This window comes from Salmonella sp. 5800, assembly GCF_046558195.1.
In the GTDB taxonomy this organism is placed as follows: Bacteria; Pseudomonadota; Gammaproteobacteria; order Enterobacterales; family Enterobacteriaceae; genus Salmonella; species Salmonella enterica.
Genome location: NZ_JBGDOX010000008.1, coordinates 178,320 through 203,006, shown reverse-complemented (window position 1 = coordinate 203,006; position 24,687 = coordinate 178,320). Strand labels below are relative to the sequence as shown.

The 24,687-nt window shown below is 52.3% G+C and carries 22 protein-coding genes and 2 pseudogenes; 13 read left to right on the top strand and 11 right to left on the bottom strand.

Annotated elements, in window-relative coordinates; genetic code table 11:
* Positions 1-64: 64 nt before the first annotated feature.
* Positions 65-1,207 (bottom strand): crotonobetainyl-CoA dehydrogenase, encoded by a 1,143-nt coding sequence (gene caiA, locus ACLJZ5_RS16230; protein WP_000347134.1) that lies wholly within the window; start codon positions 1,205-1,207, stop codon positions 65-67.
* Between the two features lie 34 nt (positions 1,208-1,241).
* Positions 1,242-2,759, bottom strand: coding sequence for an L-carnitine/gamma-butyrobetaine antiporter (gene caiT, locus ACLJZ5_RS16225; protein WP_000787073.1), 1,518 nt, complete (start codon positions 2,757-2,759; stop codon positions 1,242-1,244).
* A gap of 480 nt (positions 2,760-3,239) precedes the next feature.
* Here caiT and ACLJZ5_RS16220 point away from each other — a divergent pair, with 480 nt between their 5' ends.
* From ACLJZ5_RS16220 to ACLJZ5_RS16185, 8 genes and pseudogenes are all read left to right on the top strand, one after another.
* A complete protein-coding gene (locus ACLJZ5_RS16220; RefSeq protein WP_000692185.1) occupies positions 3,240-4,010 on the top strand; it encodes an electron transfer flavoprotein FixA in 771 nt (256 codons plus the stop codon).
* Positions 4,011-4,025: 15 nt separating this feature from the next.
* Positions 4,026-4,967, top strand: coding sequence for an electron transfer flavoprotein subunit alpha/FixB family protein (locus ACLJZ5_RS16215; RefSeq protein ID WP_024798626.1), 942 nt, complete (start codon positions 4,026-4,028; stop codon positions 4,965-4,967).
* Positions 4,968-5,016: 49 nt separating this feature from the next.
* Complete coding sequence (locus ACLJZ5_RS16210) at positions 5,017-6,303, top strand: FAD-dependent oxidoreductase (RefSeq protein ID WP_024797387.1); 1,287 nt, start codon at positions 5,017-5,019, stop codon at positions 6,301-6,303.
* Positions 6,300-6,587, top strand: coding sequence for a ferredoxin-like protein FixX (fixX, locus tag ACLJZ5_RS16205; RefSeq protein ID WP_000203736.1), 288 nt, complete (start codon positions 6,300-6,302; stop codon positions 6,585-6,587). Before ACLJZ5_RS16210 ends, fixX begins: the two co-directional genes overlap by 4 nt.
* Before the next feature lie 146 nt (positions 6,588-6,733).
* The gene (locus ACLJZ5_RS16200) at positions 6,734-8,074 is read left to right on the top strand and encodes an MFS transporter (protein ID WP_001187057.1); all 1,341 of its coding nucleotides are present in this window, start codon (positions 6,734-6,736) and stop codon (positions 8,072-8,074) included.
* Positions 8,075-8,162: 88 nt separating this feature from the next.
* Entirely contained in the window at positions 8,163-8,393 is a 231-nt protein-coding gene (locus ACLJZ5_RS16195; RefSeq protein WP_001172089.1) for a YgdI/YgdR family lipoprotein, read from the top strand.
* Positions 8,394-8,419: 26 nt separating this feature from the next.
* A pseudogene (locus ACLJZ5_RS16190) lies at positions 8,420-8,514 on the top strand (glutathione-regulated potassium-efflux system ancillary protein KefF); the annotation flags it as partial.
* Positions 8,515-8,684: 170 nt separating this feature from the next.
* Entirely contained in the window at positions 8,685-9,101 is a 417-nt protein-coding gene (locus ACLJZ5_RS16185) for a hypothetical protein (protein ID WP_161976238.1), read from the top strand.
* 223 nt (positions 9,102-9,324) lie between these two features.
* Here ACLJZ5_RS16185 and srfN read toward each other — a convergent pair whose 3' ends face one another.
* Positions 9,325-9,615 (bottom strand): DUF1471 family virulence protein SrfN, encoded by a 291-nt coding sequence (srfN, locus tag ACLJZ5_RS16180; protein ID WP_000745961.1) that lies wholly within the window; start codon positions 9,613-9,615, stop codon positions 9,325-9,327.
* A gap of 897 nt (positions 9,616-10,512) precedes the next feature.
* Between srfN and ACLJZ5_RS16175 the strand changes: the two genes are divergently transcribed.
* Positions 10,513-12,402, top strand: coding sequence for a sulfatase-like hydrolase/transferase (locus ACLJZ5_RS16175; protein WP_023254432.1), 1,890 nt, complete (start codon positions 10,513-10,515; stop codon positions 12,400-12,402).
* A 351-nt stretch (positions 12,403-12,753) separates the two neighbouring features.
* Here ACLJZ5_RS16175 and ACLJZ5_RS16170 read toward each other — a convergent pair.
* A pseudogene (locus ACLJZ5_RS16170) lies at positions 12,754-12,834 on the bottom strand (hypothetical protein); the annotation flags it as partial.
* A 121-nt stretch (positions 12,835-12,955) separates the two neighbouring features.
* Between ACLJZ5_RS16170 and kefF the strand changes: the two are divergent.
* The 3 genes from kefF to folA all read left to right on the top strand — a co-directional run bounded on the left by kefF (position 12,956) and on the right by folA (position 16,019).
* Positions 12,956-13,486 carry a glutathione-regulated potassium-efflux system oxidoreductase KefF gene (gene kefF / locus ACLJZ5_RS16165; protein WP_000600706.1) on the top strand — a complete coding sequence of 177 codons (531 nt, stop codon included), beginning with the start codon at positions 12,956-12,958 and terminating at the stop codon, positions 13,484-13,486.
* Complete coding sequence (gene kefC, locus ACLJZ5_RS16160; RefSeq protein ID WP_000377164.1) at positions 13,479-15,341, top strand: glutathione-regulated potassium-efflux system protein KefC; 1,863 nt, start codon at positions 13,479-13,481, stop codon at positions 15,339-15,341. The genes kefF and kefC overlap by 8 nt, the downstream gene beginning before the upstream one ends.
* Before the next feature lie 198 nt (positions 15,342-15,539).
* Positions 15,540-16,019 carry a type 3 dihydrofolate reductase gene (gene folA, locus ACLJZ5_RS16155; RefSeq protein WP_000624379.1) on the top strand — a complete coding sequence of 160 codons (480 nt, stop codon included), beginning with the start codon at positions 15,540-15,542 and terminating at the stop codon, positions 16,017-16,019.
* A gap of 95 nt (positions 16,020-16,114) precedes the next feature.
* Here the strand turns inward: folA and apaH are convergent, their stop codons facing one another.
* From apaH to lptD, 6 genes are read right to left on the bottom strand one after another with little or no spacing between them, the layout of a single operon-like run.
* Positions 16,115-16,963: a bis(5'-nucleosyl)-tetraphosphatase (symmetrical) ApaH gene (gene apaH, locus ACLJZ5_RS16150; protein WP_000257211.1), complete on the bottom strand. Its 849-nt coding sequence runs from the start codon at positions 16,961-16,963 to the stop codon at positions 16,115-16,117.
* Between the two features lie 10 nt (positions 16,964-16,973).
* Positions 16,974-17,351, bottom strand: a complete 378-nt coding sequence (gene apaG / locus ACLJZ5_RS16145; protein WP_000610894.1) for a Co2+/Mg2+ efflux protein ApaG — start codon at positions 17,349-17,351, stop codon at positions 16,974-16,976.
* A gap of 2 nt (positions 17,352-17,353) precedes the next feature.
* Complete coding sequence (gene rsmA, locus ACLJZ5_RS16140; RefSeq protein WP_001065397.1) at positions 17,354-18,175, bottom strand: 16S rRNA (adenine(1518)-N(6)/adenine(1519)-N(6))-dimethyltransferase RsmA; 822 nt, start codon at positions 18,173-18,175, stop codon at positions 17,354-17,356.
* Positions 18,172-19,161: a 4-hydroxythreonine-4-phosphate dehydrogenase PdxA gene (pdxA, locus tag ACLJZ5_RS16135; RefSeq protein ID WP_000093001.1), complete on the bottom strand. Its 990-nt coding sequence runs from the start codon at positions 19,159-19,161 to the stop codon at positions 18,172-18,174. The genes rsmA and pdxA overlap by 4 nt, the downstream gene beginning before the upstream one ends.
* A complete protein-coding gene (gene surA, locus ACLJZ5_RS16130) occupies positions 19,161-20,447 on the bottom strand; it encodes a peptidylprolyl isomerase SurA (RefSeq protein WP_000800482.1) in 1,287 nt (428 codons plus the stop codon). The genes pdxA and surA overlap by 1 nt, the downstream gene beginning before the upstream one ends.
* Before the next feature lie 53 nt (positions 20,448-20,500).
* Positions 20,501-22,861: an LPS assembly protein LptD gene (gene lptD / locus ACLJZ5_RS16125; RefSeq protein WP_000746116.1), complete on the bottom strand. Its 2,361-nt coding sequence runs from the start codon at positions 22,859-22,861 to the stop codon at positions 20,501-20,503.
* Between the two features lie 253 nt (positions 22,862-23,114).
* Between lptD and djlA the strand changes: the two genes are divergently transcribed.
* The gene (gene djlA, locus ACLJZ5_RS16120; RefSeq protein WP_001200595.1) at positions 23,115-23,927 is read left to right on the top strand and encodes a co-chaperone DjlA; all 813 of its coding nucleotides are present in this window, start codon (positions 23,115-23,117) and stop codon (positions 23,925-23,927) included.
* A 94-nt stretch (positions 23,928-24,021) separates the two neighbouring features.
* Here djlA and rluA read toward each other — a convergent pair whose 3' ends face one another.
* Positions 24,022-24,681: a bifunctional tRNA pseudouridine(32) synthase/23S rRNA pseudouridine(746) synthase RluA gene (gene rluA, locus ACLJZ5_RS16115; protein ID WP_024797386.1), complete on the bottom strand. Its 660-nt coding sequence runs from the start codon at positions 24,679-24,681 to the stop codon at positions 24,022-24,024.
* Between the last annotated feature and the right edge of the window lie 6 nt (positions 24,682-24,687).

Below are 24,687 nucleotides of genomic sequence, written 5' to 3'. Positions count from 1 at the left end.
GCGCCATCCGGCATGATTGCCTGATGGCGACGCCCCGCGTCTTATCAGGCCTACAAGGGATCGATTAGCGGTATTGCTTAAGTACCGCACGACCCAACGTCAGGATCTGCATTTCGTCAGAACCACCAGAAACACGGTCAACGCGCAGGTCACGCCAGAAACGCGTGATGCGGTGGTTGCCCGCGATACCAACACCTCCCAGTACCTGCATGGCGGTGTCTACCACTTCAAACGCGGCGTTGGCGCAGAAGTATTTGCACATTGCCGCGTCGCCGGAGGTAATGGTGCCGTTATCCGCTTTCCACGCGGCTTCCAGCAGCATATTTTTCATGGAGTTCAGTTTGATCGCCATATGCGCAAACTTCTCCTGAATCAGCTGGAAACGGCCAATAGCTTCACCAAACTGCACGCGCTGATTCGCGTAACGCGCAGCGTCTTCAAAAGCGCACATTGCGGTACCGTAGTTGGTCAGCGCGACGAGGAAGCGTTCATGGTCAAACTCTTCTTTCACGCGGTTGAAGCCGTTACCTTCCCGACCGAACATGTCTTTCTCGTCCAGTTCAACGTCGTCAAAGGTGATTTCACAGCAGCTATCCATGCGCAGACCGAGTTTCTCCAGTTTGTTGACCTTGATACCTGCTTTGCTCATGTCCACAAACCACTCGGTGTAAACCGGTTTATCCGGCGATGCACCGTCTCTCGCCATGACCACGATGTACGGGGTATAGGCGCTACTGGTGATAAAGCACTTACTGCCATTGAGATAAACCTTACCATTTTTGCGCGTATAAGTGGTTTTCAGACTACCAACATCCGATCCCGCTCCTGGTTCGGTGATAGCAGAGTTCCACATCTGCTTACCGGTGCCCCGGAAGGCCATGATTTTATCAATTTGCTCCTGAGTCCCTTCACGCAGGAAAGTGTTAAAACCTCCTGGCAATTGGTACAACACGTAAGTTGGCGCGCCAAGACGTCCCAGCTCCATCCAGACGGCGGCGACGGTAACAAAACCCGCTTCCAGACCGCCGTGTTCCTCCGGGATCAGCAGGCTATCAATACCCATATCCGCCAGCGCTTTTACAAAACGCTCAGGGTAGACGCTGTCACGATCGCACTCGGCAAAATAAGCTTCCCAGTTCTCACTGGCCATCAGTTCGCGAATACCGGCGACAAACAGCTCCTGTTCGTCATTTAAGTTGAAATCCATCTTTCAGCCTCTTGATCAATTGGGTTAATAAGAATTACTTGTCTTTCCAGTGCACTTTGGCGTCTTTAATAAAGGACAGCGTCACCATAATGTTGACGAAGAACAGCGGACATCCTCCGGCGATAATCGCGGTCTGAATCGGCTTCAACCCACCCAGCGCCAGCAGAACGATACCGATGATGCCGACCAGCACTGACCAGCCGATACGCACTAACAGAGGCGGCTCTTCACCATCGCGAACTTCACGACAGGTCGACATCGCCAGGGTGTAAGAGCAGGCGTTAATCAGCGTGACGGTGGCAATAAAGCAGAGGATGAAGAAGCCCCACATGGTGGCGGTGCTGAGCGGCAAGGCGGCCCAGGTTTCGATAATGGCGCGCGCCACGCCGTGTTGTTCAATCAACTGCGGAATGTTGAGGATGTTTTTATCCATCAGCAGCAGCGTGTTGCTGCCCAGCACTGTCCACAGGATCCAGGTAGACGCGGTCAGACCCATCACCATCCCGAAGCACAGTTCACGTACGGTACGACCACGGGAAATACGGGCCAGGAAGATACTCATCTGGATGGCGTAAATAACCCACCACGCCCAGTAGAAAACGGTCCAGCCCTGCGGGAAGCCGCCTTTACCGATGGCGTCGGTATAGAACAGCATCCGTGGCAGGTGCATTAACAGCATCCCGACGGAGTCGGTGAAGTAGTTCATGATGAAGCTGGCGCCGCTGACGATAAACACCCAGCCGAGCATCAGGAAGCTCAGGTAACTACGCACATCGCTGGCGATTCTGACCCCTTTTTGCAGGCCGCAGGCCACGCAAATCGCGTTCAGAATGATCCAGCAGGTAATGATGATGGCATCCAATTGCAGCGTATGCGGAATACCGAACAGCCATTGCATACACTCGGTGACCAGCGGGGTAGCCAGACCGAGGCTGGTGCCCATCGCGAAGATCAGCGCCACCAGGTAGAAGTTATCGACGATGGTACCGAACAACCCTTTCGCATGCTTTTCACCGACGAGCGGTACTAGCGTGGAGCTGGGGCGGATGACATCCATCTTGCGTACAAAGAAGAAGTAGGCGAAGGCCACGGAAAGGAAGCTATAGGTTGCCCACGGTAGCGGCCCCCAGTGGAACAGGCTGTACGCCAGACCTATCTCTTTCGCGCCGGTGGAATTGGGTTCCAGGCCGAACGGCGGGGTGGAGATATAGTAGTAGATCTCAATAGAGCCCCAGAACAGAACCGCAGCGGATGTACAGGAGGCGAACATCATGAAAATCCAGCTGGCGGTGCTAAACTCCGGTTTTTCGTCACCTAATCTCTTTTTGGCATAGGGGCCAAAAACCAGCCAGAACCAGCCGAAGAGCATGACGACCATATACCATTCAAATGCCCAACCCCAGACGTTGGTGACATAACTGAATACCGCATTAATAACGACGTTAGCGGCATCAAGATCTCTGACTGTTAGCCAGCAAAGTATCCCGACAATTATTAATGGCGGAAAAAAAACCTTCGGTTCAATTCCCGATTTTTTCTTTTCATTTTTCATAAGTGAATTCCAGTGTGAAAACGAAATTTATTTAGCGTGCCAGTCCATGAACGTTTGTTTATTTATTATTAATGATTTGTTGATAAGTTTTTAACCTCTGGGACGCCTCAATGAGTAACTCATGATGGGTATTCACTTCGGGTGATTCTGTTATCTTCGTCACACTTTTTTGCGTTGATTATTTTGTGTCTAAATTTTGATTTTTTCTTTATTTATCAATTTGTTGGTTGTGGTTTTTTAACTTTTTTAAGTATCTGGCGTTCAATATTGTTGAGCCAGCAAACAATATTGAAAATTTTCATATTTGGCATATTTCTTTCAATATTGGTGAGGTGCGTAACACTATTGAAAGTTACGAATATCAATGTGTGACATTTTCAATATTGGTGATTAAGGTTTTATTTCCGAATTAAAGAGCGTGATATCTGTATTTAACACCGCCGATATAAATACGTTTCCTTCATGATTTCTGGAGATGCAATGAAGATAATTACTTGCTACAAATGCGTACCTGATGAGCAGGATATTGCGATTAATAATGCTGACGGAACACTCGATTTCAGCAAAGCGGATAGCAAAATCAGCCAATATGATCTGAATGCAATTGAAGCTGCTTGCCAGTTAAAACAGCAGTTGGGAGACGCTCAGGTTGTCGCCATGAGCGTTGGCGGCAAAGCGCTGACTAATGCAAAAGGGCGCAAAGATGTCCTCTCTCGTGGCCCTGATGAACTGATTGTGGTCATTGACGATCAATTTGAGCAGGCGCTGCCGCAACACACCGCTACCGCGCTGGCCGCTGCCGCGCAAAAATCAGGTTTCGATCTACTTATCTGCGGCGACGGTTCTTCCGATCTTTATGCTCAGCAGGTTGGTTTGCTGGTGGGCGAAGCGCTGAACATTCCGGCGATTAACGGCGTGAGTAAAATCCTCTCTCTTACCGACAGCACATTGACGGTAGAACGCGAACTGGAAGATGAAGTTGAAACGCTGAGCATCCCGCTCCCGGCGGTGATCGCGGTTTCCACCGACATTAACACCCCACAAATCCCTTCGATGAAAGCCATTCTTGGCGCGGCGAAAAAACCGGTTCAGGTCTGGTCGCCTGCGGATATCGGGCTGAACAGCGTACCCGCGTATTCCGCACAACAGGTTGCCGCACCGAAGCAGCGCGAGCGTCAGCGTGTGGTGATTGAAGGTGACGGTGAAGAACAAATCGCCGCGTTTGTCGAGAATCTGCGCAAAATCATTTAATTATCAGGGGATGTTATGAACAAATTTTCCAGTGTCTGGGTATTCAGCGATACCCCTTCTCGTCTGCCCGAACTGATGAGTGGCGCGCAGGCTGTAGGTGAAAAAGTTAACGCGTTCGTACTGAACGAAGCGGACAGCGCGACAGCATGTCATTTGGGCGCGGATCATGTCTGGCTGCTCAGCGGCAAACCAGAAGACCGCATGATCGAAGACTACGCTGCTGCGATGGCTGAGACTATTCGTCAGCATAGCGAGGGCGGCGCGGTGCTGCTGCCGAATACGCGTCGGGGCAAGCTGTTGGCGGCAAAGCTGGGCTATCGCTTGTCGGCTGCGGTTTCCAACGATGCCAGCGAAGTCGCCCTGCAGGATGGAAAAGCGGCGGTTAAACATATGGTCTACGGCGGTCTGGCGATAGGGGCAGAAACCATCGCTTCGCCGTTTGCCGTGATCACACTCAGCAGCGGAACGTTTGACGCACAACAACCGGATGCTTCCCGCAGCGGCGAGATGCATACCGTGCAGTGGCAGGCTCCGGCCATTACCGTGACCCGCACCGCAACTCAGACGCGTCAGAGCAACAGCGTTGACCTCGACAAAGCGCGTCTGGTGGTCAGCGTGGGACGCGGCATCGGCAGCAAAGAGAATATCTCGCTGGCCGAAGCGCTGTGCCAGACGATTGGCGCCGAGCTGGCCTGTTCCCGCCCGGTGGCGGAAAACGAGAAGTGGATGGAGCACGAGCGCTACGTCGGTATCTCCAACCTGATGCTTAAACCTGAACTGTATCTGGCGGTGGGGATCTCCGGGCAGATCCAACATATGGTCGGCGCCAACGGCGCGCAGACGATTTTCGCCATCAACAAAGATAAAAACGCGCCAATCTTCCAGTATGCGGATTTTGGCATCGTTGGCGATGCGCTGAAGATCCTGCCTGCGCTGACGGCTGCCTTAGCGCGATAAACCATTTCGGGCAGGATACGAAGGTATCCTGCCGCTGACAGGAGTACGTATGTCCGAAGATATCTTTGATGCCATCATCGTGGGTGCAGGTCTGGCCGGTTCGGTTGCGGCGCTGGTGCTTGCTCGCGAAGGTGCACAGGTGCTGGTTATCGAGCGCGGCAATTCTGCTGGCGCGAAGAATGTCACCGGTGGACGTTTGTATGCACATAGCCTGGAACGCATCATTCCCGGCTTTGCGGATCAGGCCCCCATTGAACGCATGATCACCCACGAAAAACTCGCCTTTATGACCGACAACGGGGCGATGACTATCGACTACTGCAATGGTGAAGATGCTTCAGCGTCGCAGGTTTCCTATTCCGTCTTACGCAGTAAATTTGACGCCTGGCTGATGGAGCAGGCCGAAGAGGCGGGGGCGCAACTGATCACCGGTATTCGCGTGGATAACGTCGTTCAGCGTGATGGCAAAGTCGTGGGCGTGGAAGCCGATGGCGATATTCTGGAAGCCAAAGTCGTAATCCTCGCCGATGGGGTGAATTCTCTGCTGGCTGAAAAGCTGGGCATGGCAAAGCGTGTTGAGGCATCGCATGTTGCTGTCGGCGTGAAGGAACTGATCGAATTGCCGAAGTCGGTCATTGAAGATCGTTTCCAGTTACAGGGCAACGAAGGTGCCGCCTGTCTGTTTGCCGGGGCGCCAACCGATGGTCTGATGGGCGGTGGCTTCCTGTATACGAATGAAACAACCCTTTCCCTGGGGCTGGTCTGCGGTCTTCATCATCTGAAAGACGCGAAAAAATCGGTCCCGCAAATGCTGGAAGATTTCAAACAGCATCCGGCCGTTGCGCCGCTGATCGCCGGTGGCAAGCTGGTGGAATATGCCGCGCACGTTGTACCCGAGGCGGGAATGAATATGCAGCCTGAACTGGTGGGCGATGGCGTACTGATTGCCGGGGATGCTGCCGGCATGTGTATGAACCTCGGCTTTACCATCCGGGGTATGGATCTCGCCATATCCGCAGGCGAAGCGGCGGCGAAGACGGTGCTTTCGGCGATGAAGCGTGACGATTTTAGCAAGCAGTCGTTGGGTGAATACCGTCAGCATCTGGACGAAGGTCCGATGCGCGATATGCGCATGTATCAGAAACTGCCGGCTTTTCTTGATAATCCCCGCATGTTTACCGCTTATCCCGAAATGGCGGTCAATATCGCGCGCGACCTGTTCACCGTGGATGGCTCCGCTCCGGTGCCAATGCATAAAAAAATCCTGCGCCATGCGAAGAAAGTGGGCTTCATCAACCTGATGAAAGATGGCCTGAAAGGAGTGACCGTATTATGACATCTCCCGTTAATGTGGACGTCAAACTGGGCGTCAATAAGTTCAATGTGGATGAAGACAGTCCGCACATCATTCTCAAAACCGATCCTGATAAACAGGCGCTGGAGGTGCTGATTAAGGCCTGTCCGGCGGGACTGTATAAAAAGCAGGACGACGGCAGTGTTCGTTTTGATTACGCCGGGTGCCTGGAGTGCGGAACGTGCCGGATCCTCGGCCTTGATACGGCGCTGGAAAAATGGGAATACCCGCGCGGGACGTTTGGCGTGGAGTTCCGCTACGGCTAATAAGTACGAAGTTGTGCCCCCGTAGGCCGGATAAGATGCGGTAGCGTCGCCATCCGGCAATCATGTGGCGCCAATGCCGGATGGCGGCGGAAACGCCTTATCCGGCCTACAGATGCGCTTTGCCCGTGTTGAAACAGGACATCACCATGCAGCAGCCCAGGAACTTTGATGACCTTAAATTCTCCTCCATTCATCGCAGAATTATGCTGTGGGGAAGCGGCGGCCCGTTCCTTGATGGCTACGTGCTGGTGATCATTGGCGTGGCGCTGGAACAACTGACGCCGCTATTGCACCTTGATGCTGAATGGATTGGCGCGCTCGGCGCGGCTACGCTTGCCGGACTGTTTATCGGCACCTCGTTGTTTGGCTATATTTGCGATAAAGTCGGGCGGCGTAAAATGTTCCTGCTTGATATTATCGCTATCGGCGTTATCTCCGTGGCGACCATGTTTGTTTCCACGCCGCTTGAATTACTGGTGATGCGCGTTTTAATTGGCATTGTTATCGGCGCGGATTACCCTATCGCTACTTCCATGATTACGGAGTTTTCCAACACCCGCCAGCGCGCGTTCTCCATCGGTTTTATCGCCGCGATGTGGTACGTCGGCGCGACCTGCGCCAACCTGGTGGGCTACTGGCTGTATGACATGGAAGGCGGCTGGCGTTGGATGCTTGGCAGCGCCTTTATCCCGTGCTTAATCATTTTGATTGGCCGCTTTGACCTGCCGGAATCGCCACGCTGGCTATTGCGAAAAGGACGGGTAAAAGAGTGCGAACAAATGATGATCAAACTGTTCGGCGAACCGGTCTGCTTTGACGATGAGCCGCCGCAGGAGACCCGCTTCCTGCAACTGTTTAATCGCCGTCATTTCCCGTTTGTACTGTTCGTTGCGGCTATCTGGACCTGTCAGGTAATCCCGATGTTCGCTATCTATACCTTTGGGCCGCAGATCGTCGGGTTACTCGGCTGGGAGCAGGGGCGCAACGCGGCGCTCGGCAATGTGGTGATTAGCCTCTTTTTTATGCTGGGCTGTATACCGGCGATGTTCTGGCTAAACAGTATTGGCCGTCGCCCTCTGCTTATTGGCAGCTTCGCCATGATGACTATCGCGCTGGCGCTGCTGGGGCTGGTGTCAAATCTGGGCATCATACTGGTCGTGGTGGCGTTTGCGGTATACGCCTTCTTTTCCGGCGGGCCGGGCATACTGCAATGGCTTTATCCTAATGAACTCTTCCCGACGGATATTCGCGCTTCGGCCGTGGGGGTCATCATGTCATTAAGCCGCATCGGAACCATTGTTTCCACCTGGGCATTACCGATTTTCATTACTCGTTACGGTATTAATAACGTCATGCTGATTGGCGCGTTGATTTCGTTAGTCGGGCTTGGCGTATCGGTGATGTTTGCCCCGGAAACCCGCGGCTTGACGCTAACACAGACCGGAAACATGACTTTGCGCGGAACGCCATCGGATAACCCTCGTTAAGAGTGTTCTGCATTTCTCCCTGCTTTTCGCCAATAACGCTACAGTTAACAGTCACATGCTAAAACAACTGAAAAGCAGGGAGAACACCATGCAAAAACGTCTTATGACCGCACTGTTTACCGCAGCAACACTATTCACCGTCGCAGGATGCTCTTCTAACCAGGCGGTTGAAACCACGGATGGCAAAACTATTGTCACCGACGGGAAACCCGAGGTCGATAACGATACCGGTATGGTGTCTTACAAAAACGCCGCCACCGGGAAAACCGAACAGATTAACCGCGATCAGCTGAAAAATATGAGCGAGCTGGATAATTAATTCAATTTTTTCTGGTTAGCCGCTCAATAATATTCTCTCTTTATGCGCATCCATTTATTCCCATGCGAATAAACGGATGCCTGAGCAGGCAGGGACGCCGGAAAACGTCGAAATACGTTCGCCCGTGTTCCCGCTTTCCCCACCGCGCTGTCCGCTTACATGAGGTTACACTCATCGACATTTCTCTGAACAGCGGCTCAACATTTCCCGGAAAAAAACATATCGCAGGGCATTTATCCTTATGATTAGGTATAAATGATGAGGTATAAGGAACAGGAGTCTGTAATGAAACTGAAACTAATACCTTTTTATTTGCTCGCGCTATTTTCTGCCGCCTCCGGGGCTACGGAGATAAACGCCTGCAAAGACCTGATCGGAACATGGAAAACCACGGCAGATAACCCGCCTTATACCATGACAATATTGCCGCCAGTAGAAGGCTGCGGGGAAAAATGTGTGAAACTGAACGTGCAGTATGAACTTGACGTGACTCACCGCAACGCGCTTTATTGCCATGAGGGACAAGAGGGAGTAAAAGGGCAGGGACCCATGGTGATAGCATTTGAAGGGGCGTATGGTGGACACGCTATTGGAACCTATAACCGACAGCTGCAATTACTGTGGGCTGGCGTAATACCGAAAAATAAAAAGGGGAAATGGATAACGAAAATGGAAAGTTACTGGTTCAGGCAGGTAAAAGCGCACTAAACATCATCTTAAAACAGCCCGCAAAACCGTCTTATTCACGAAGGGCTTACTGCCTGCGCGCATACATTCTACCGACTTGCCTGCCCCGGATGAACTGTTGATAAAAAAGAGGGCCAGCATCTGTTTCCAGACGGCCCTGAGTGGATTGTGACGTAACATGGCACCTTGCTGGCGCTCTCTTATTATTTCATGCCGGTGCCCTCGTTATGGCGCAATCAGAGCTTTATTTCGTCGCATCGTTATAAACTTCGGCAACGGCTTCAAAATTCGGACCATGCTCACGTGCAGCGATAATATGATAATATTTTCCGCCTTTCGCATCGGCTAATTCTGACAGTTTTTCGCGTAGATCAGAGGGTGAGGAAATCTGCCCGCCACTCTGGGACACATTTATGGTGCCGACCTTAACCAGTTTGAAGTGGCTGATTTCTTGTTTAGAGACCTGTTCTGCCGCAAGTGTGCTGAATGAAGCAACCGTTGCCAGTAATGCGGCGGCAATAATGCGTTTTTTCATAGTTCTGTTCCTGTTGCATTGATGATAAGGTTTGTGCAATATCAGTAATCCGTAACGAAATTATTTATCCCCTTCATACTTCAGGTTGCTTATGGGTTGGCTACGGATTACTCGGCCCACCCATGGGCCTCGCCCTGACGGGCCGTCGCACGCGACGTTCAAATCTGCTCCCGGCAAATTTGTCGCTCACCTCAGTCACATAATTATCTATGCTCCTGGGGACTCACTCCCTTGCCGCCTTTAAGCAACTCGAATTATTTTGGGTAATAACCTCGGTTGATTATCTGAAAATAGCCTTATTTGGTGTGACCGTCTTATATCTTGTTATAGTCACCTCTTTATGTTGTTGTCAATGTAAAATAATACACTGCCAGCTAAAAAGAAACTTAACCCCCTGTAAATAATAGTTTTTATATTATTTCTTTTAATGGCGTAATTTTTATTGAATCACGCGGCAATACGCTAGTTTTATTCATAAGCAACATAACAGAATTGAGTTATGTTTTAATTTCCCAGAGTGATATTACCGGTTGTATGTCTATGGTTGCGCGGCCTGTTACTGATAGTGTTTCTTTCGGGGCGATTTTATTGTAGCGGCATAGGGTAATCACCGTAGCTGAAGGGAAAAGGCACGAACACAGCACTATAGAGTATGTTTAATAATGTATTTTTTTATGAAGTAATGTCTGCAGTTGTATCTCTAAAATAAAAACAATGAACTTTTCATCTAAATAATTTTTCAGTGAATTATGGTTATTTATTAATATATTTCTAATTTGAAATACAAATCAATTTATAACACATATTCTTACCCGGAAGGCATTGATACATATCCACGCTTCCTCGTACAGTAATAAATGAATATGTGATAAAGTTACTGACTACAGGTATAATAATATGAGTAATAAAAAAAATCTGTCCGCAGAAGAGACGGATCTTACGCGTAGGAAACTGTTAACCAGCGCCGGTATTCTTGCCGCCGGCGGTATGCTATCCGGCGCGGTAAAGGCTGATGAAAAATGCGCCGTCAAGGCGAAACCGGCGTGGGATAAACCGTTTACCGGCGAAATCCCGGAAAAATTGCCAGAAGGATATAATATTCTGTTAGTCGTGACTGACCAGGAGCGTTTTTTTCCTACGTTTCCTTTCCCGGTACCCGGCAGAGAGCGGCTCATGAAAACGGGGGTGACATTCTGTAATCATCAGAATACCAGTAATGTCTGTACGCCTTCCCGCTCCGTATTGTATACCGGCTTACATATGCCCCAGACAAAGATGTTCGATAATCTGGGATTACCCTGGATGCCTTATGACCTTGACCCCGCTCTTGGAACCACAGGCCATATGATGCGGGAACTGGGATACTATACGGCCTATAAAGGTAAGTGGCATCTTACAGAAAAACTGGAGAAGCCTTTGCCTGACGAAAAAGATGAGGATATTGATGTCGGGGATATTCCTGAACCAGAATTACATAAAATTATGGAAAAATATGGTTTTGCTGACTATCACGGCATCGGCGATATTATAGGCCATAGTAAAGGCGGCTATTTTTATGATTCAACCACCACGGCTCAGACTATAAATTGGTTAAGATGCAAGGGGCAGCCCTTGAATGACCAACACAAGCCCTGGTTCTTGGCCGTTAACCTCGTTAATCCTCATGACGTCATGTTTATTGATACCGATAAAGAGGGAGAAAAGGTACAGTGGCGTGGCGAGTTGGATCAGGATGATAATACCCTGGCGCCCACGCAGCCACCGGAAAACGAACTTTATCAGGCAAGCTGGCCGAACTATCCGCTGCCGACAAACAGGCATCAATCATTCAATGAGCAGGGAAGACCGCCGGCGCATCTTGAATACCAGACGGCGCGCGCTGCGCTGGAAGGGCAGTTTCCTGATGAAGATCGTCGTTGGCGTAAACTGCTTGACTACTATTTCAACTGTATCCGCGATTGTGATACTCACCTTGACCGGATATTAAATGAACTTGATGCCCTCAAGTTAACTGATAAAACGATTGTTGTATTTACTGCCGATCATGGCGAATTAGGCGGAAGCCATCAGATGCACGGTAAAGGCGCTTCCGTTTATAAAGAACAGATCCATGTACCGATGATTATTTCCCACCCGGCGTACCCCGGTAATAAGAAATGTCAGGCGTTGACCTGTCATCTTGATATCGCGCCGACATTAGTTGGGCTGACCGGTTTGCCGGAAGAAAAACAGCACCAGGCGTTAGGCAACCGCAAAGGCGTTAATTTTAGCGGATTGCTAAAAAACCCGGAAGGCGTTGCGGTTAATGCGGTGAGAAATGCCAGCTTATATTGCTATGGCATGATCTTGTATACCGATGCCCATTATCTCCACCGCGTTATCGCGCTACAAAGAGATAAACAAAAAACGGTGGCGCAAATCAAGCAGGAAATATCCCATTTGCATCCTGATTTCAGCCATCGTTCAGGGACGCGGATGATTAACGATGGCCGTTATAAGTTTGCACGCTATTTCTCGCTAAGGGAGCATAATACGCCGGAAACCTGGGAGGATCTTATTAAGTACAACGATCTTGAACTTTACGATCTTAAAAATGATCCCGATGAGAACCATAACCTTGCTGCTGATAAACAGAAATATCAGGATCTCATTCTTACGATGAATGAAAAACTGAATAAAATTATCAAGGACGAAATTGGCGTGGATGACGGCAGTTTTATGCCGGATGCGGCCCATGAGCCGTGGGATCTTACTATTGAGCAATTTAACCGCATGGCGAAAGATTAAGTGCCTGACCCATTAGGCTATTTTATTCGCCATTTTGGGACCGGGCAGTGCTCAAAATCCTCACGTACTACGTGTACGCTCCGGTTTCTGCGCGCTGGTCGGCCCCAAACTGGCTTCAACAATTACGCCTACTGGGCCAGGCTCTAAGTGTCTGACCCATTAGGTTAATTTATGCGTCGGCGATCTGGCATCCAGCGTGTCTGGAGGTTCAGATGCTGTAGGCGCTGCGCTTATTGGGCCTGTGTTATCATGTAATGGATTGATATTACAGTCATTACAGGCAAATTTAGCGCAGCGCCGCCCGGTAAGAAGGCCTTAAACCGATTGGTCAGCGATTTAAGGCTACTATCATCACCGACCTTTCCACACCGGATCGCGCTTTTCCGCAAACGCCTGCGGCCCTTCGAGGGCATCTTCGGGGAGCAGGATGGCGTCAACTCCTGGCTGGCGTTAATTCAATTTTTTCTGATTAGCCGCTCAATAATATTCACTATTAGCCTGGCGAATTTGTCACTACACTTTGTAATAAAAAACAGATCATCACAGGCTAATCATGATCCTCATTATTTATGCGCATCCGTATCCGCATCATTCTCATGCGAATAAGCGGATGCTTGAACAGGCAGGGACGCTGGAAAACGTCGAAATACGTTCGCTTTATCACCTCTATCCCGATTTCAATATTGACGTTGCCGCCGAGCAGGAGGCGCTGTCGCGCGCGAGTCTTATCGTCTGGCAGCATCCGATGCAGTGGTACAGCGTCCCTCCTTTACTCAAATTATGGATGGATAAAGTCCTCACCCACGGCTGGGCTTACGGTCATGGCGGTACGGCATTGCATGGTAAACATCTGCTGTGGGCGGTAACGACCGGCGGTGGTGAAAACCACTTTGCTATCGGCTCCCATCCCGGATTTGACGTCCTTTCTCAGCCGCTACAGGCGACGGCGCTCTATTGCGGCCTCAAATGGCTGCCGCCGTTTGCCATGCACTGCACGTTCATTTGCGATGACGACACCTTACAGGCGCAGGCGCGTCAGTATAAACAGCGTTTACTGGCATGGCAGGAGGTGAATCATGGATAGCCATACTCTACTGCAGGCGCTGATCTATCTTGGTTCGGCGGCGTTGATTGTGCCGATTGCGGTACGTTTGGGCTTAGGATCGGTGCTGGGGTATCTGATTGCGGGTTGCATTATCGGCCCCTGGGGGCTACGGCTGGTGACGGACGCCGAATCTATTCTGCATTTTGCGGAAATCGGCGTCGTGCTGATGTTGTTTGTTATTGGGCTTGAGCTGGACCCGCAACGGTTATGGAAGCTGCGTGCCTCGGTATTTGGCGGCGGCGCGTTACAGATGGTGGTCTGCGGCGGACTGATTGGTCTGTTCTGTATGTTTCTTGGCCTGCGTTGGCAGGTGGCGGAACTGATTGGCATGACGCTGGCGCTTTCGTCCACGGCTATCGCCATGCAGGCAATGAATGAGCGTAACCTGACCGTTTCACAAGTAGGACGTAGCGCATTCGCAGTGCTCTTGTTCCAGGATATCGCGGCGATCCCGCTGGTGGCGATGATTCCGCTGCTGGCCGCCAGCGGCGCATCCACCACGCTTGGCGCGTTTGCGCTATCGGCGTTGAAAGTCGCAGGCGCGTTGGCGCTGGTGGTGTTGCTGGGACGCTACGTTACGCGCCCGGCGCTGCGCTTTGTCGCGCGTTCTGGTTTGCGGGAAGTGTTCAGCGCCGTGGCGCTATTTCTGGTGTTTGGTTTCGGCCTGTTGCTGGAAGAGGTTGGGCTGTCAATGGCGATGGGCGCGTTCCTGGCGGGCGTTCTGCTGGCGAGTTCGGAATATCGTCATGCGCTGGAAAGCGATATTGAACCCTTTAAGGGGTTGCTGCTGGGGCTGTTCTTTATTGGCGTCGGCATGTCGATTGATTTCGGCACGCTGGTGGAGAATCCGCTGCGCATTCTGCTGTTGTTGGCCGGTTTTCTGGCAATCAAAATCGTCATGCTGTGGCTGGTCGCGAGGCCGCTGGGCGTACCGGCAAAACAGCGTCGCTGGTTTGCCGTCTTATTAGGCCAGGGAAGTGAGTTTGCGTTTGTGGTTTTTGGCGCGGCGCAAATGGCGGATGTACTTGAGCCGGAATGGGCAAAAGCGCTGACGCTGGCGGTCGCGCTGTCGATGGCGGCTACGCCGATTTTTCTGGTGCTGCTGACTCGCATGGAGAAGACCGCGACGGGTGAAGCGCGCGAGGCGGATGAAATCGACGAAGAGCAGCCGCGGGTTATTGTGGCCGGGTTTGGACGATTTGGGCAGATAGCCGGGCGTCTGCTGCTGTCGAGCGGGGTGAAGATGGTGGTGCTCGATCACGACCCCGATCATATCGAAACGCTGCGTAAATTCGGCATGAAGGTTTTTTATGGCGACGCGACGCGTATGGATTTGCTGGAATCTGCCGGAGCGGCGAAGGCGGAGGTATTGATTAACGCCATTGACGATCCGCAAACCAATTTGCAACTGAGTGAACTGGTGAAGTCGCATTTCCCGCATCTGCAGATTATCGCCCGCGCCCGTGATGTCGATCATTACATTCGCCTGCGCCAGGCTGGTGTGGCGATGCCCGAACGTGAAACCTTCGAAGGCGCGCTCAAAAGCGGGCGACAGGCGCTGGAGGCGCTGGGGCTGGGGCGTTATGAAGCCCGCGAGCGCGCGGATCTGTTCCGCCATTTTAATACCCGGATGGTGGAAGAGATGGCGAAAGGGGAAAACGATCCGTTATCTCGCGCCGCCGCCTATAAACGTACCAGCGCGATGTTGAGCGAAATTATTACCGAGGACCGGGAGCATCTGTCGTTGATTCAGCGCCACGGCTGGCAGGGAACGGCTGAGGGCAAACATTCCGGGGAGGTCGCCGATGAACCCGAGGTCAAACCGTCAATCTAAAGTAAAAAATGTGATGTTCTGCAAACTTTACTGCTAATTGGCTGTTTTTGAACTACTGTAATGCTGGCGCTCCACATCAAATGAGTGGCGTCGCCAGCAGAACGAAAAATTTTCGTGCTCATCCTCTTTTCGTCAGTCGACGAAAGATTGCGCTTTACGTATAGTGGCGGCAATTTTTTTTGTATCAGGAAATAATTAATGATCAGTCTGATTGCGGCGTTAGCGGTGGATCGCGTCATCGGTATGGAAAACGCCATGCCGTGGAACCTGCCTGCCGATCTCGCCTGGTTTAAACGTAACACGTTAAATAAACCTGTCGTCATGGGACGTCACACCTGGGAGTCCATCGGACGCCCCTTACCGGGACGTAAAAATATTGTTATCAGCAGCCAGCCGGGCACCGACGATCGCGTGCAGTGGGTGAAGTCTGTCGATGAGGCGATTGCCGCTTGCGGCGATGCGCCGGAAATTATGGTCATTGGCGGCGGGCGCGTGTACGAGCAGTTCTTGCCAAAGGCGCAGAAGCTTTATCTGACGCATATTGATGCGGAAGTCGAAGGCGATACCCATTTTCCGGATTATGAACCGGATGACTGGGAATCGGTATTCAGTGAGTTTCACGATGCCGACGCGCAGAATTCTCACAGCTATTGTTTCGAGATTCTGGAACGTCGTTAATACTGTAGTGCCGGATGGCGGCGAAACGCCTTATCCGGCCTACTCTTGAGCCGGATGTAGGCCTGATAAGCGTAGCGCCATCAGGCATAAACCTATCAGGCGTTGACCGCTTCGCCTTCGCCCATATCCATCTGGCGGTTTGACGGCTGCACAAAATACTGTTTATCTTCCCAGCGTAAACAGGTCAACTCCCCGCCCCAGCAGCAGCCGGTATCCAGCGCGTAAATACCTTCCGGCGTCCCTTTCCCTTCCAGCGACGCCCAGTGCCCGAACGCAATACTGTAAGCCTCGCTCACCGGCCCCGGAATGGCGAACCACGGCTTCAGCGGCGCAGGGGCATTTTCCGGCGACGCTTTGCTGTACATATCCAGTTGACCGTTAGGAAAGCAGTAACGCATACGGGTAAAGGCATTAGTAATAAAGCGTAGCCGCGCCAGACCGCTTAACTCCGGCGACCAGTTATTCGGCATATCGCCATACATCGCGTCGAGGAAAAAGGGGTACGAGTCGCTCGACAGCACCGCTTCAACATCGCGGGCGCACTCTTTTGCCGTCTGCAAATCCCACTGCGGGGTAATACCCGCATGCGCCATGACCAGCTTTTTCTCTTCATCTACCTGCAACAGTGGCTGACGGCGTAACCAATTCAACAGCTCATCGGCGTCCGGCGCTTCAAGAAGCGGGGTCAGCCGGTCTTTAGGTTTGTTGCGGCTAATCCCGGCGAATACGGCCAACAGGTGTAAATCGTGATTCCCCAGCACCAAACGCACGCTATTGCCAAGTGATTTGACGTAGCGTAACACGTCCAGCGAACCAGGACCGCGGGCGACCAAATCGCCAGTCAGCCACAGAGTGTCTGTGTCTGGCGTAAATTCCACTTGCTGTAATAAGGCGATCAGTTCGTCGTAGCAACCGTGAACGTCGCCGATGAGATAAGTTGCCATTGTTATAATTTTAGTGAATGAGTGTAGGGACGGCGAGTCGAAACACGGGAATGTCGATGGTAAAGGCGTCGCCATTTTCATCGATCATTTCGTAATGACCCTGCATGGTGCCCAGCGGCGTTTCAATTACCGCGCCGCTGGTGTACTGATACTCTTCGCCAGGCGCAATGCGCGGCTGGACGCCAACCACACCTTCGCCCTGAACTTCGGTTTCACGGCCATGACCATTGGTAATCAGCCAGTAGCGGCCCAATAGCTGCACTGGCGCCCGGCCCAGATTGCGGATGGTTACGGTATAGGCAAAAACGTAACGTTCATCGTCAGGTGAGGATTGCGCCTCAATGTAGACGCTTTGCACCTGAATACACACTCTGGGCGAATTGATCATGTTTAACTCTCCTTCAAAGGCGCGTTTTCCGACAGATAATTGGCCATCTGGCAGTACTGCGCGACAGAGATATTTTCCGCGCGCATTGCCGGGTCAATACCCATTTCCGTCAACGTCTCAACGCTAAAAAGGTTGCCGAGACTGTTACGGATCGTTTTACGGCGCTGGTTAAAGGCCTCGGTGGTAATACGGCTCAACACGCGAATATCTTTAACCGGGTAAGGCATTGTTGCGTGTGGAACCAGACGCACCACGGCGGAGTCCACTTTGGGCGGCGGCGTGAAGGCGGATGGCGGCACTTCAAGCACCGGGATCACCTGACAGTAATATTGCGCCATCACGCTTAAACGACCATACGCTTTGCTGTTCGGCCCTGCAACCAGACGATTTACCACTTCTTTTTGCAACATAAAGTGCATGTCGGCAATGGCATCAGTATAGCTAAAGAGATGGAACATCAGCGGGGTGGAGATATTATAGGGCAGATTGCCGAACACACGCAGCGGTTGGCCCAACTGCGCAGACAGTTCGCCAAAGTTCATGGTCATGGCGTCCTGCTGATAAATAGTCAGCTTCGGCCCTAAGAACGGATGGGTTTGCAAACGCGCCGCCAGATCGCGGTCAAGTTCAATGACCGTGAGCTTATCCAGTCGTTCGCCGACCGGCTCCGTCAGCGCCGCCAGACCGGGGCCGATTTCAACCATCGCCTGGCCTTTTTGCGGATTAATAGCAGAAACAATACTGTCGATCACAAACCGATCGTTGAGAAAGTTTTGCCCGAAGCGTTTACGGGCTAAATGGCCCTGATGGACTCGATTATTCATTGGGTATTAACAATCATTTTGATGGCGAGATTAAGCGCCGTAATAAAACTGCCGACATCCGCTTTTCCACGACCTGCCAGTTCAAGCGCGGTGCCGTGGTCAACGGAGGTTCGAATAAAAGGTAGGCCGAGCGTAATATTCACTCCCCGACCGAATCCCTGGTATTTTAGCACGGGCAGGCCCTGATCGTGGTACATCGCCAGCACCGCGTCGGCATTATCGAGATATTTGGGCTGAAACAGCGTATCAGCAGGTAGCGGCCCGTTGAGTTTCATTCCCTGCGCCCGCAGCTCGTCGAGCACCGGAATGATGGTGTCTATCTCTTCCGTGCCCATATGACCGCCTTCGCCCGCGTGCGGATTCAGGCCACAGACAAGAATGCGCGGTTCGGCAATACCAAATTTGGTCCGCAAATCGTGATGCAAAATAGCAATCACTTCGTGCAAAAGCGCAGGGGTGATGGCGTCTGCAATCGCCCGTAGCGGCAGATGCGTGGTCGCCAGCGCCACGCGAAGTTCTTCGGTTGCCAGCATCATCACGACTTTTTTCGCCTGCGAACGCTCTTCGAAAAACTCGGTATGACCGGTAAACGGAATGCCTGCGTCGTTAATAACGCCTTTGTGCACGGGGCCTGTGATCAGCGCGGCAAATTCACCGTTCAGACAGCCATCACACGCTCGCGCCAGCGTCTCTACCACGTAGGGGCCATTTTCTACCGTCAACTGACCGGGGATGGCAGGCGCGCGCAGCGAGACCGGCAATAGGGTCAGCGTTCCCGCGGGCTGCGGCGCAGCGGGGACATCAGGCGAGTAAGGGAGAAGCGAGAGGGGCAGGCCGAGCATGGCGGCCCGCTCCGTCAGGAGCGCGCCGTCCGCACAGACGACCAGTTCAATCGGCCACGCGCGTTGCGCCAGTTGGACGACAAGATCGGGGCCAATCCCGGCGGGTTCGCCGGGAGTGATAACAACGCGTTGCGCACTGCTCATTAGTTACTCAAAATCTTAACGTAAGCGCTGGCGCGCTGTTCTTGCATCCAGGTCGCCGCTTCTTCTGAGAATTTACGGTTCATCAGCATACGATAAGCGCGATCTTTCTGCGCCGCATCGGTTTTGTCTACCTTACGCGTATCCAGCAATTCGATCAGATGCCAGCCGAAAGAGGAGTGTACCGGCGCGCTTATTTGGCCTTTATGCAGCTTCGTCAGCGCGTCGCGGAACGCCGGATCGAAAATATCTGGCGTAGCCCAACCCAAATCACCGCCCTGGTTAGCGGAGCCCGGGTCCTGAGAGTACTCTTTCGCCGCAGCGGCAAATGTGGTTTTACCACTCTTAATGTCAGCCGCGATTTCTTCCAGCTTCAGGCGCGCCTGCTGATCGTTCATGATCGGCGACGGCTTAAGCAGAATGTGACGAGCGTGAACTTCGGTCACGGAGATACTCTGGCTCTGACCGCGCAGGTCGTTTACTTTCAGAATGTGGAAGCCGACGCCGGAGCGAATCGGGCCGACAATGTCGCCTTTCTTCGCGGTGCTCAGCGCCTGGGCGAAAATCCCCGGCAGCTCCTGGATACGGCCCCAGCCCATCTGACCGCCTTTTAGCGCCTGCTGGTCGGCAGAGTAGGTAATCGCCAGTTTGCCGAAATCTGCGCCGTTACGCGCTTCTTCAACAATGCTTTCCGCCTGGCGCTGTGCGTCGTTAACCTGCTCGGAGGTTGGGTTTTCCGGCAGAGCAATCAGGATATGGCTCAGGTTCAGCTCGGTGCTGGCGTCGTTTTGGGTGCCAATCTGTTTTGCCAGCGCGTCAACTTCTTGCGGCAAAACGGTGATACGGCGACGAACCTCGTTGTTGCGCACTTCAGAGATAATCATCTCTTTACGAATCTGGTTACGGTAGGTTGAATAGTTCAGCCCATCGTAAGCCAGACGGCTGCGCATCTGATCCATCGTCATATTGTTTTGTTTGGCGATGTTGGCGATGGCCTGATCCAACTGCTCATCCGTGATCTTCACCCCCATCTTCTGACCCATCTGCAGGATAATTTGATCCATAATCAAACGTTCCAGGATCTGGTGACGCAGCGTGGCGTCGTCCGGAAGCTGCTGACCTGCCTGACCCGCGTTGAGTTTGACTGATTGCATTAAGCCATCAACGTCGCTTTCCAGCACGACGCCATTATTGACGACGGCTGCGACTTTATCGACTACCTGGGGGGCAGCGAAACTGGTATTCGCGATCATGGCGATACCGAGAAGCAGCGTTTTCCAGTTCTTCATACTTTTTCCATTTCAATTAACCGCAATGCGGATTACGTTGTAAATCAATCAGATTACATAGAGCTTTGGTACGGCAGAATGTTCGAACGCAACATTTCTTGCGTGCCGAGGCCGTAGTTAGAGCTCAAACCGCGCAGCTCAATGTTGAAGCCAATCGCGTTATCATAAATCGCGTGTTGTTTATCGTTATCCCAACCGTTCAGCTTACGTTCGTATCCGACGCGGATCGCATAGCAGCAAGAGTTGTACTGCAAGCCGAGCATCTGGTCTGCAGGTTTGCTCGAATTGGTATCGAAGTAGTACGCGCCGACAATCGACCAGCGATCGGCAATCGGCCAACTTGCCACCGCGCCCACCTGGTTGATGCCGTTTTTATACTGCTCTGCCGTGGAATAATACGAAGGCAACGTAGCCTGAATATATTCCGGGCTGGCATAGCGGTAGTTCAACTGTACCAGACGATCCTGATCCCGACGGTATTCGAGGCTGCTGCTGCTGGTAGCGACGCTATCCAGACGGGTATCGTACTGCACTCCGCTACGCAGCCCCCAGCGTTCTGAAATACGCCAGTAAGTGTCGCCTGCCCAAACCAGCGAACCGGTTTTGTCGTCATTCTCCCATTTAATGTTGTCATCGCCGGTGCGAGACTCCGTGAAATAGTAGATTTGACCAACAGAAACGTTAAAACGTTCAACGGCGGCATCATCATAAATGCGTGTTGTGACGCCGGTCGTGACCTGGTTGGCGGAAGCAATACGGTCGAGACCGCCATAAGTGCGGTCGCGGAACAGGCCGTTATAGTCGGATTGCAGCAAAGAAGAATCGTAGTTATAGATGCCGCTCTGGTCGCGGTACGGCACATACAGGTACTGCACGCGTGGTTCCAGCGTCTGGGTATACCCCGGCGCCAGCATCGCCATATCGCGTTCGAAGATGAGCTTACCGTCGACTTTAAACTGCGGCATGACGCGGTTAACCGAATCTTCCAGCTTATTTTTATTGTTTGGATCGCTGTTATAGCTGTCCAGATTCGTTTGCTGATAGTGCGTCGCCATCAGCTTCGCTTCGGTGTTCAGGCTGCCCCAGCGGTTGGAGAGCGGCAAATTAATGGTTGGCTCCAGGTGGACGCGGGTCGCTTCCGGCATGTTGTCTTTGGTGTTAACAAAGTGCACCGCCTGGCCGTAAATCCGGGTATCAAACGGCCCGAGATCGTTATGGTAGTAGTTAACGTCTAACTGCGGCTCCGCAGAGTAGCTGCTGGTGTTTTGATCGTTAAAGACCTGGAATTGTTTGGTCGACACCGTAGCGTCAAAGTTTTGTACGGCGTAGCCGACGCTGAATTTCTGCGTTGCGTAGCCGTCGGTACTGGAACCGTACTTACTGTCGAAATCATTAAAGTAGCTGGAGTCGCTGACTTTGGTGTAATCGACGTTAAAACGCCACACCTGATCCATCACGCCTGAGTGCTGCCAGTAGAATAACCAGCGGTGCTTATCGCCCTCTTTGGGATGATCGTCCTCGTAGACTTTATCAGAAGGCAGATAATCTAATTCCATCAACCCGGCGCCTGCCTGCGTGAGATAACGGAATTCGTTCTCCCACATAATATTGCCGCGGCGGTGCATATAGTGCGGGGTGATGGTGGCGTCCATATTGGGCGCGATGTTCCAGTAATACGGTAAGTAGAACTCGAAATAGTTCTTGGTCGTGTATTTCGCGTTCGGGATCAGGAAACCTGAGCGACGTTTGTCACCGACGGGTAGCTGTAAATAGGGGCTATAAAAGATCGGAACCGGACCTACTTTAAACCGGGCGTTCCAGATCTCCGCAACCTGTTCTTCACGGTCATGGATGACTTCACTCCCCACCACGCTCCAGGTATCGGAGCCAGGCAGACAGGAGGTAAAGCTGCCGTTTTCCAGAATGGTATAACGGTTTTCGCCGCGCTGCTTCATGAGATCGGCTTTACCGCGCCCCTGACGGCCCACCATCTGGTAATCGCCTTCCCAGACGTTCGTGTCTTTGGTGTTCAGGTTCGCCCAGCCCTTCGGCCCTTTAAGGATGACCTGATTGTCATCATAATGCACATTACCCAGCGCATCGACGGTGCGTACAGGTTCCGGCTGACCTTCCGCCTGCTTCTGATGAAGCTGCACTTCATCCGCTTGCAGGCGGCTATTCCCCTGCATAATGTCCACGTTGCCGGTAAAAACGGCATCGTCCGGGTAGTTACCTTTAGCGTTATCGGCATTGATAGTAACCGGCAGATCGTTGGTATCGCCTTTTACCAGAGGACGATCGTAGCTCGGCACGCCCAACATACACTGTGAGGCGAGATCGGCTGCCAGCCCCTGATGACTATAAAGGGCGCTGGCGATCATGGTGGCCAGAAGAGTGGGAATACGTTTTTTCATACGTTGTATTTATTGTTCCATCATCGGTAGCGTTGCGCGTGACAAACGGTCACAGCCTAACTTACTCATCTTCGCTGCGCCAGTGTTAATCCTGCCGTTTAGCGTCTGTGGTGTTAGGCACGGCATTGAATGACAGGTATGATAATGCAAATTATAGGCGATGTCCCACAATTGACCGTAGCCTTCATTCGCAGAAAAGCACCTTATTTTGTGGGAGATAGCCTCACCGATAGCGTAACGTTTTGGGGAGTCTATGCAGTACTGGGGAAAGATAATTGGCGTCGCCGTAGCCCTGATGATGGGCGGCGGCTTTTGGGGCGTGGTCCTGGGTCTGCTGGTGGGCCATATGTTCGACAAAGCCCGCAGCCGAAAAATGGCGTGGTTTGCCAACCAGCGGGAACGGCAGGCGCTGTTTTTTGCCACCACCTTTGAGGTGATGGGCCACTTAACCAAATCAAAAGGACGGGTGACGGAAGCGGATATTCATATCGCCAGTCAGTTGATGGATCGTATGAATTTACACGGCGATTCACGTACTGCCGCGCAGAACGCCTTTCGGGTCGGAAAAGCGGATAATTACCCATTACGTGAAAAGATGCGGCAGTTTCGTAGCGTCTGCTTCGGGCGTTTTGATCTGATCCGGATGTTTCTGGAAATTCAGATCCAGGCGGCGTTTGCCGATGGCTCGCTACATCCTAATGAGCGGGAAGTGCTGTATGTGATTGCGGAAGAGTTAGGTATTTCCCGCGTACAGTTCGATCAGTTTCTGCGCATGATGCAGGGCGGCGCGCAGTTTGGCGGCGGTTATCATCAACAGTCCGGCGGCGGCTGGCAGCAGGCGCAGCGCGGCCCGACGCTGGAAGATGCCTGTAATGTGCTGGGGGTTAAAACCACCGACGATGCAACCACCATTAAACGCGCTTATCGCAAACTGATGAGCGAGCATCATCCGGACAAACTGGTCGCGAAAGGTTTACCGCCGGAAATGATGGAAATGGCGAAGCAAAAAGCGCAGGAAATTCAGAAAGCGTATGAGCTAATCAAAGAACAGAAAGGCTTCAAGTGATTGAATTGCCGGATGCGGCTAGCGCCTTATCCGGCCTACGTTAATGAATGTAGGCCGGATAGGCGAAGCGCCCCGGCATAAATTGGCTCTGAATTTAAAAATCTGCCGGGACTTTAAACGTCATGCTGGTGCCGTAAGCGGGATGGGTAATGGTCAGCATTTCGGCGTGTAACTGCAAACGCGGCGCCAGCGACAACGCTTCCGGCGAAGCGTAAAACCGATCGCCTAAAATCGGGTGGCCTAACGCCAGCATATGCACACGAAGCTGATGCGAACGCCCGGTGATCGGTTTGAGCACCACGCGGGCGGTATTATCCGCCGCAAACTCCACCACGTTATATTCCGTTTGCGCCGGTTTGCCGGTTTCATAACACACTTTCTGCTTTGGCCGGTTCGGCCAGTCGCAGATAAGCGGTAAGTCAACCAGTCCTTCCGCCGGGGAGGGATGCCCCCATACGCGCGCCACATACTGCTTTTTCGGCTCACGTTCGCGGAACTGGCGTTTTAGCTCCCGTTCCGCGGCTTTGGTCAGCGCCACTACAATTACGCCGCTGGTGGCCATATCCAGACGATGCACCGATTCTGCCTGCGGGTAGTCGCGCTGGATACGCGTCATAATGCTGTCTTTGTGCGCTTCCAGACGCCCCGGCACGGACAACAGGCCGCTGGGCTTATTGACCACCATAATGTGCTCATCCTGATACAGGATAACCAGCCAGGGTTCCTGCGGCGGATTGTAGTTTCCCATCCCCATGTACGG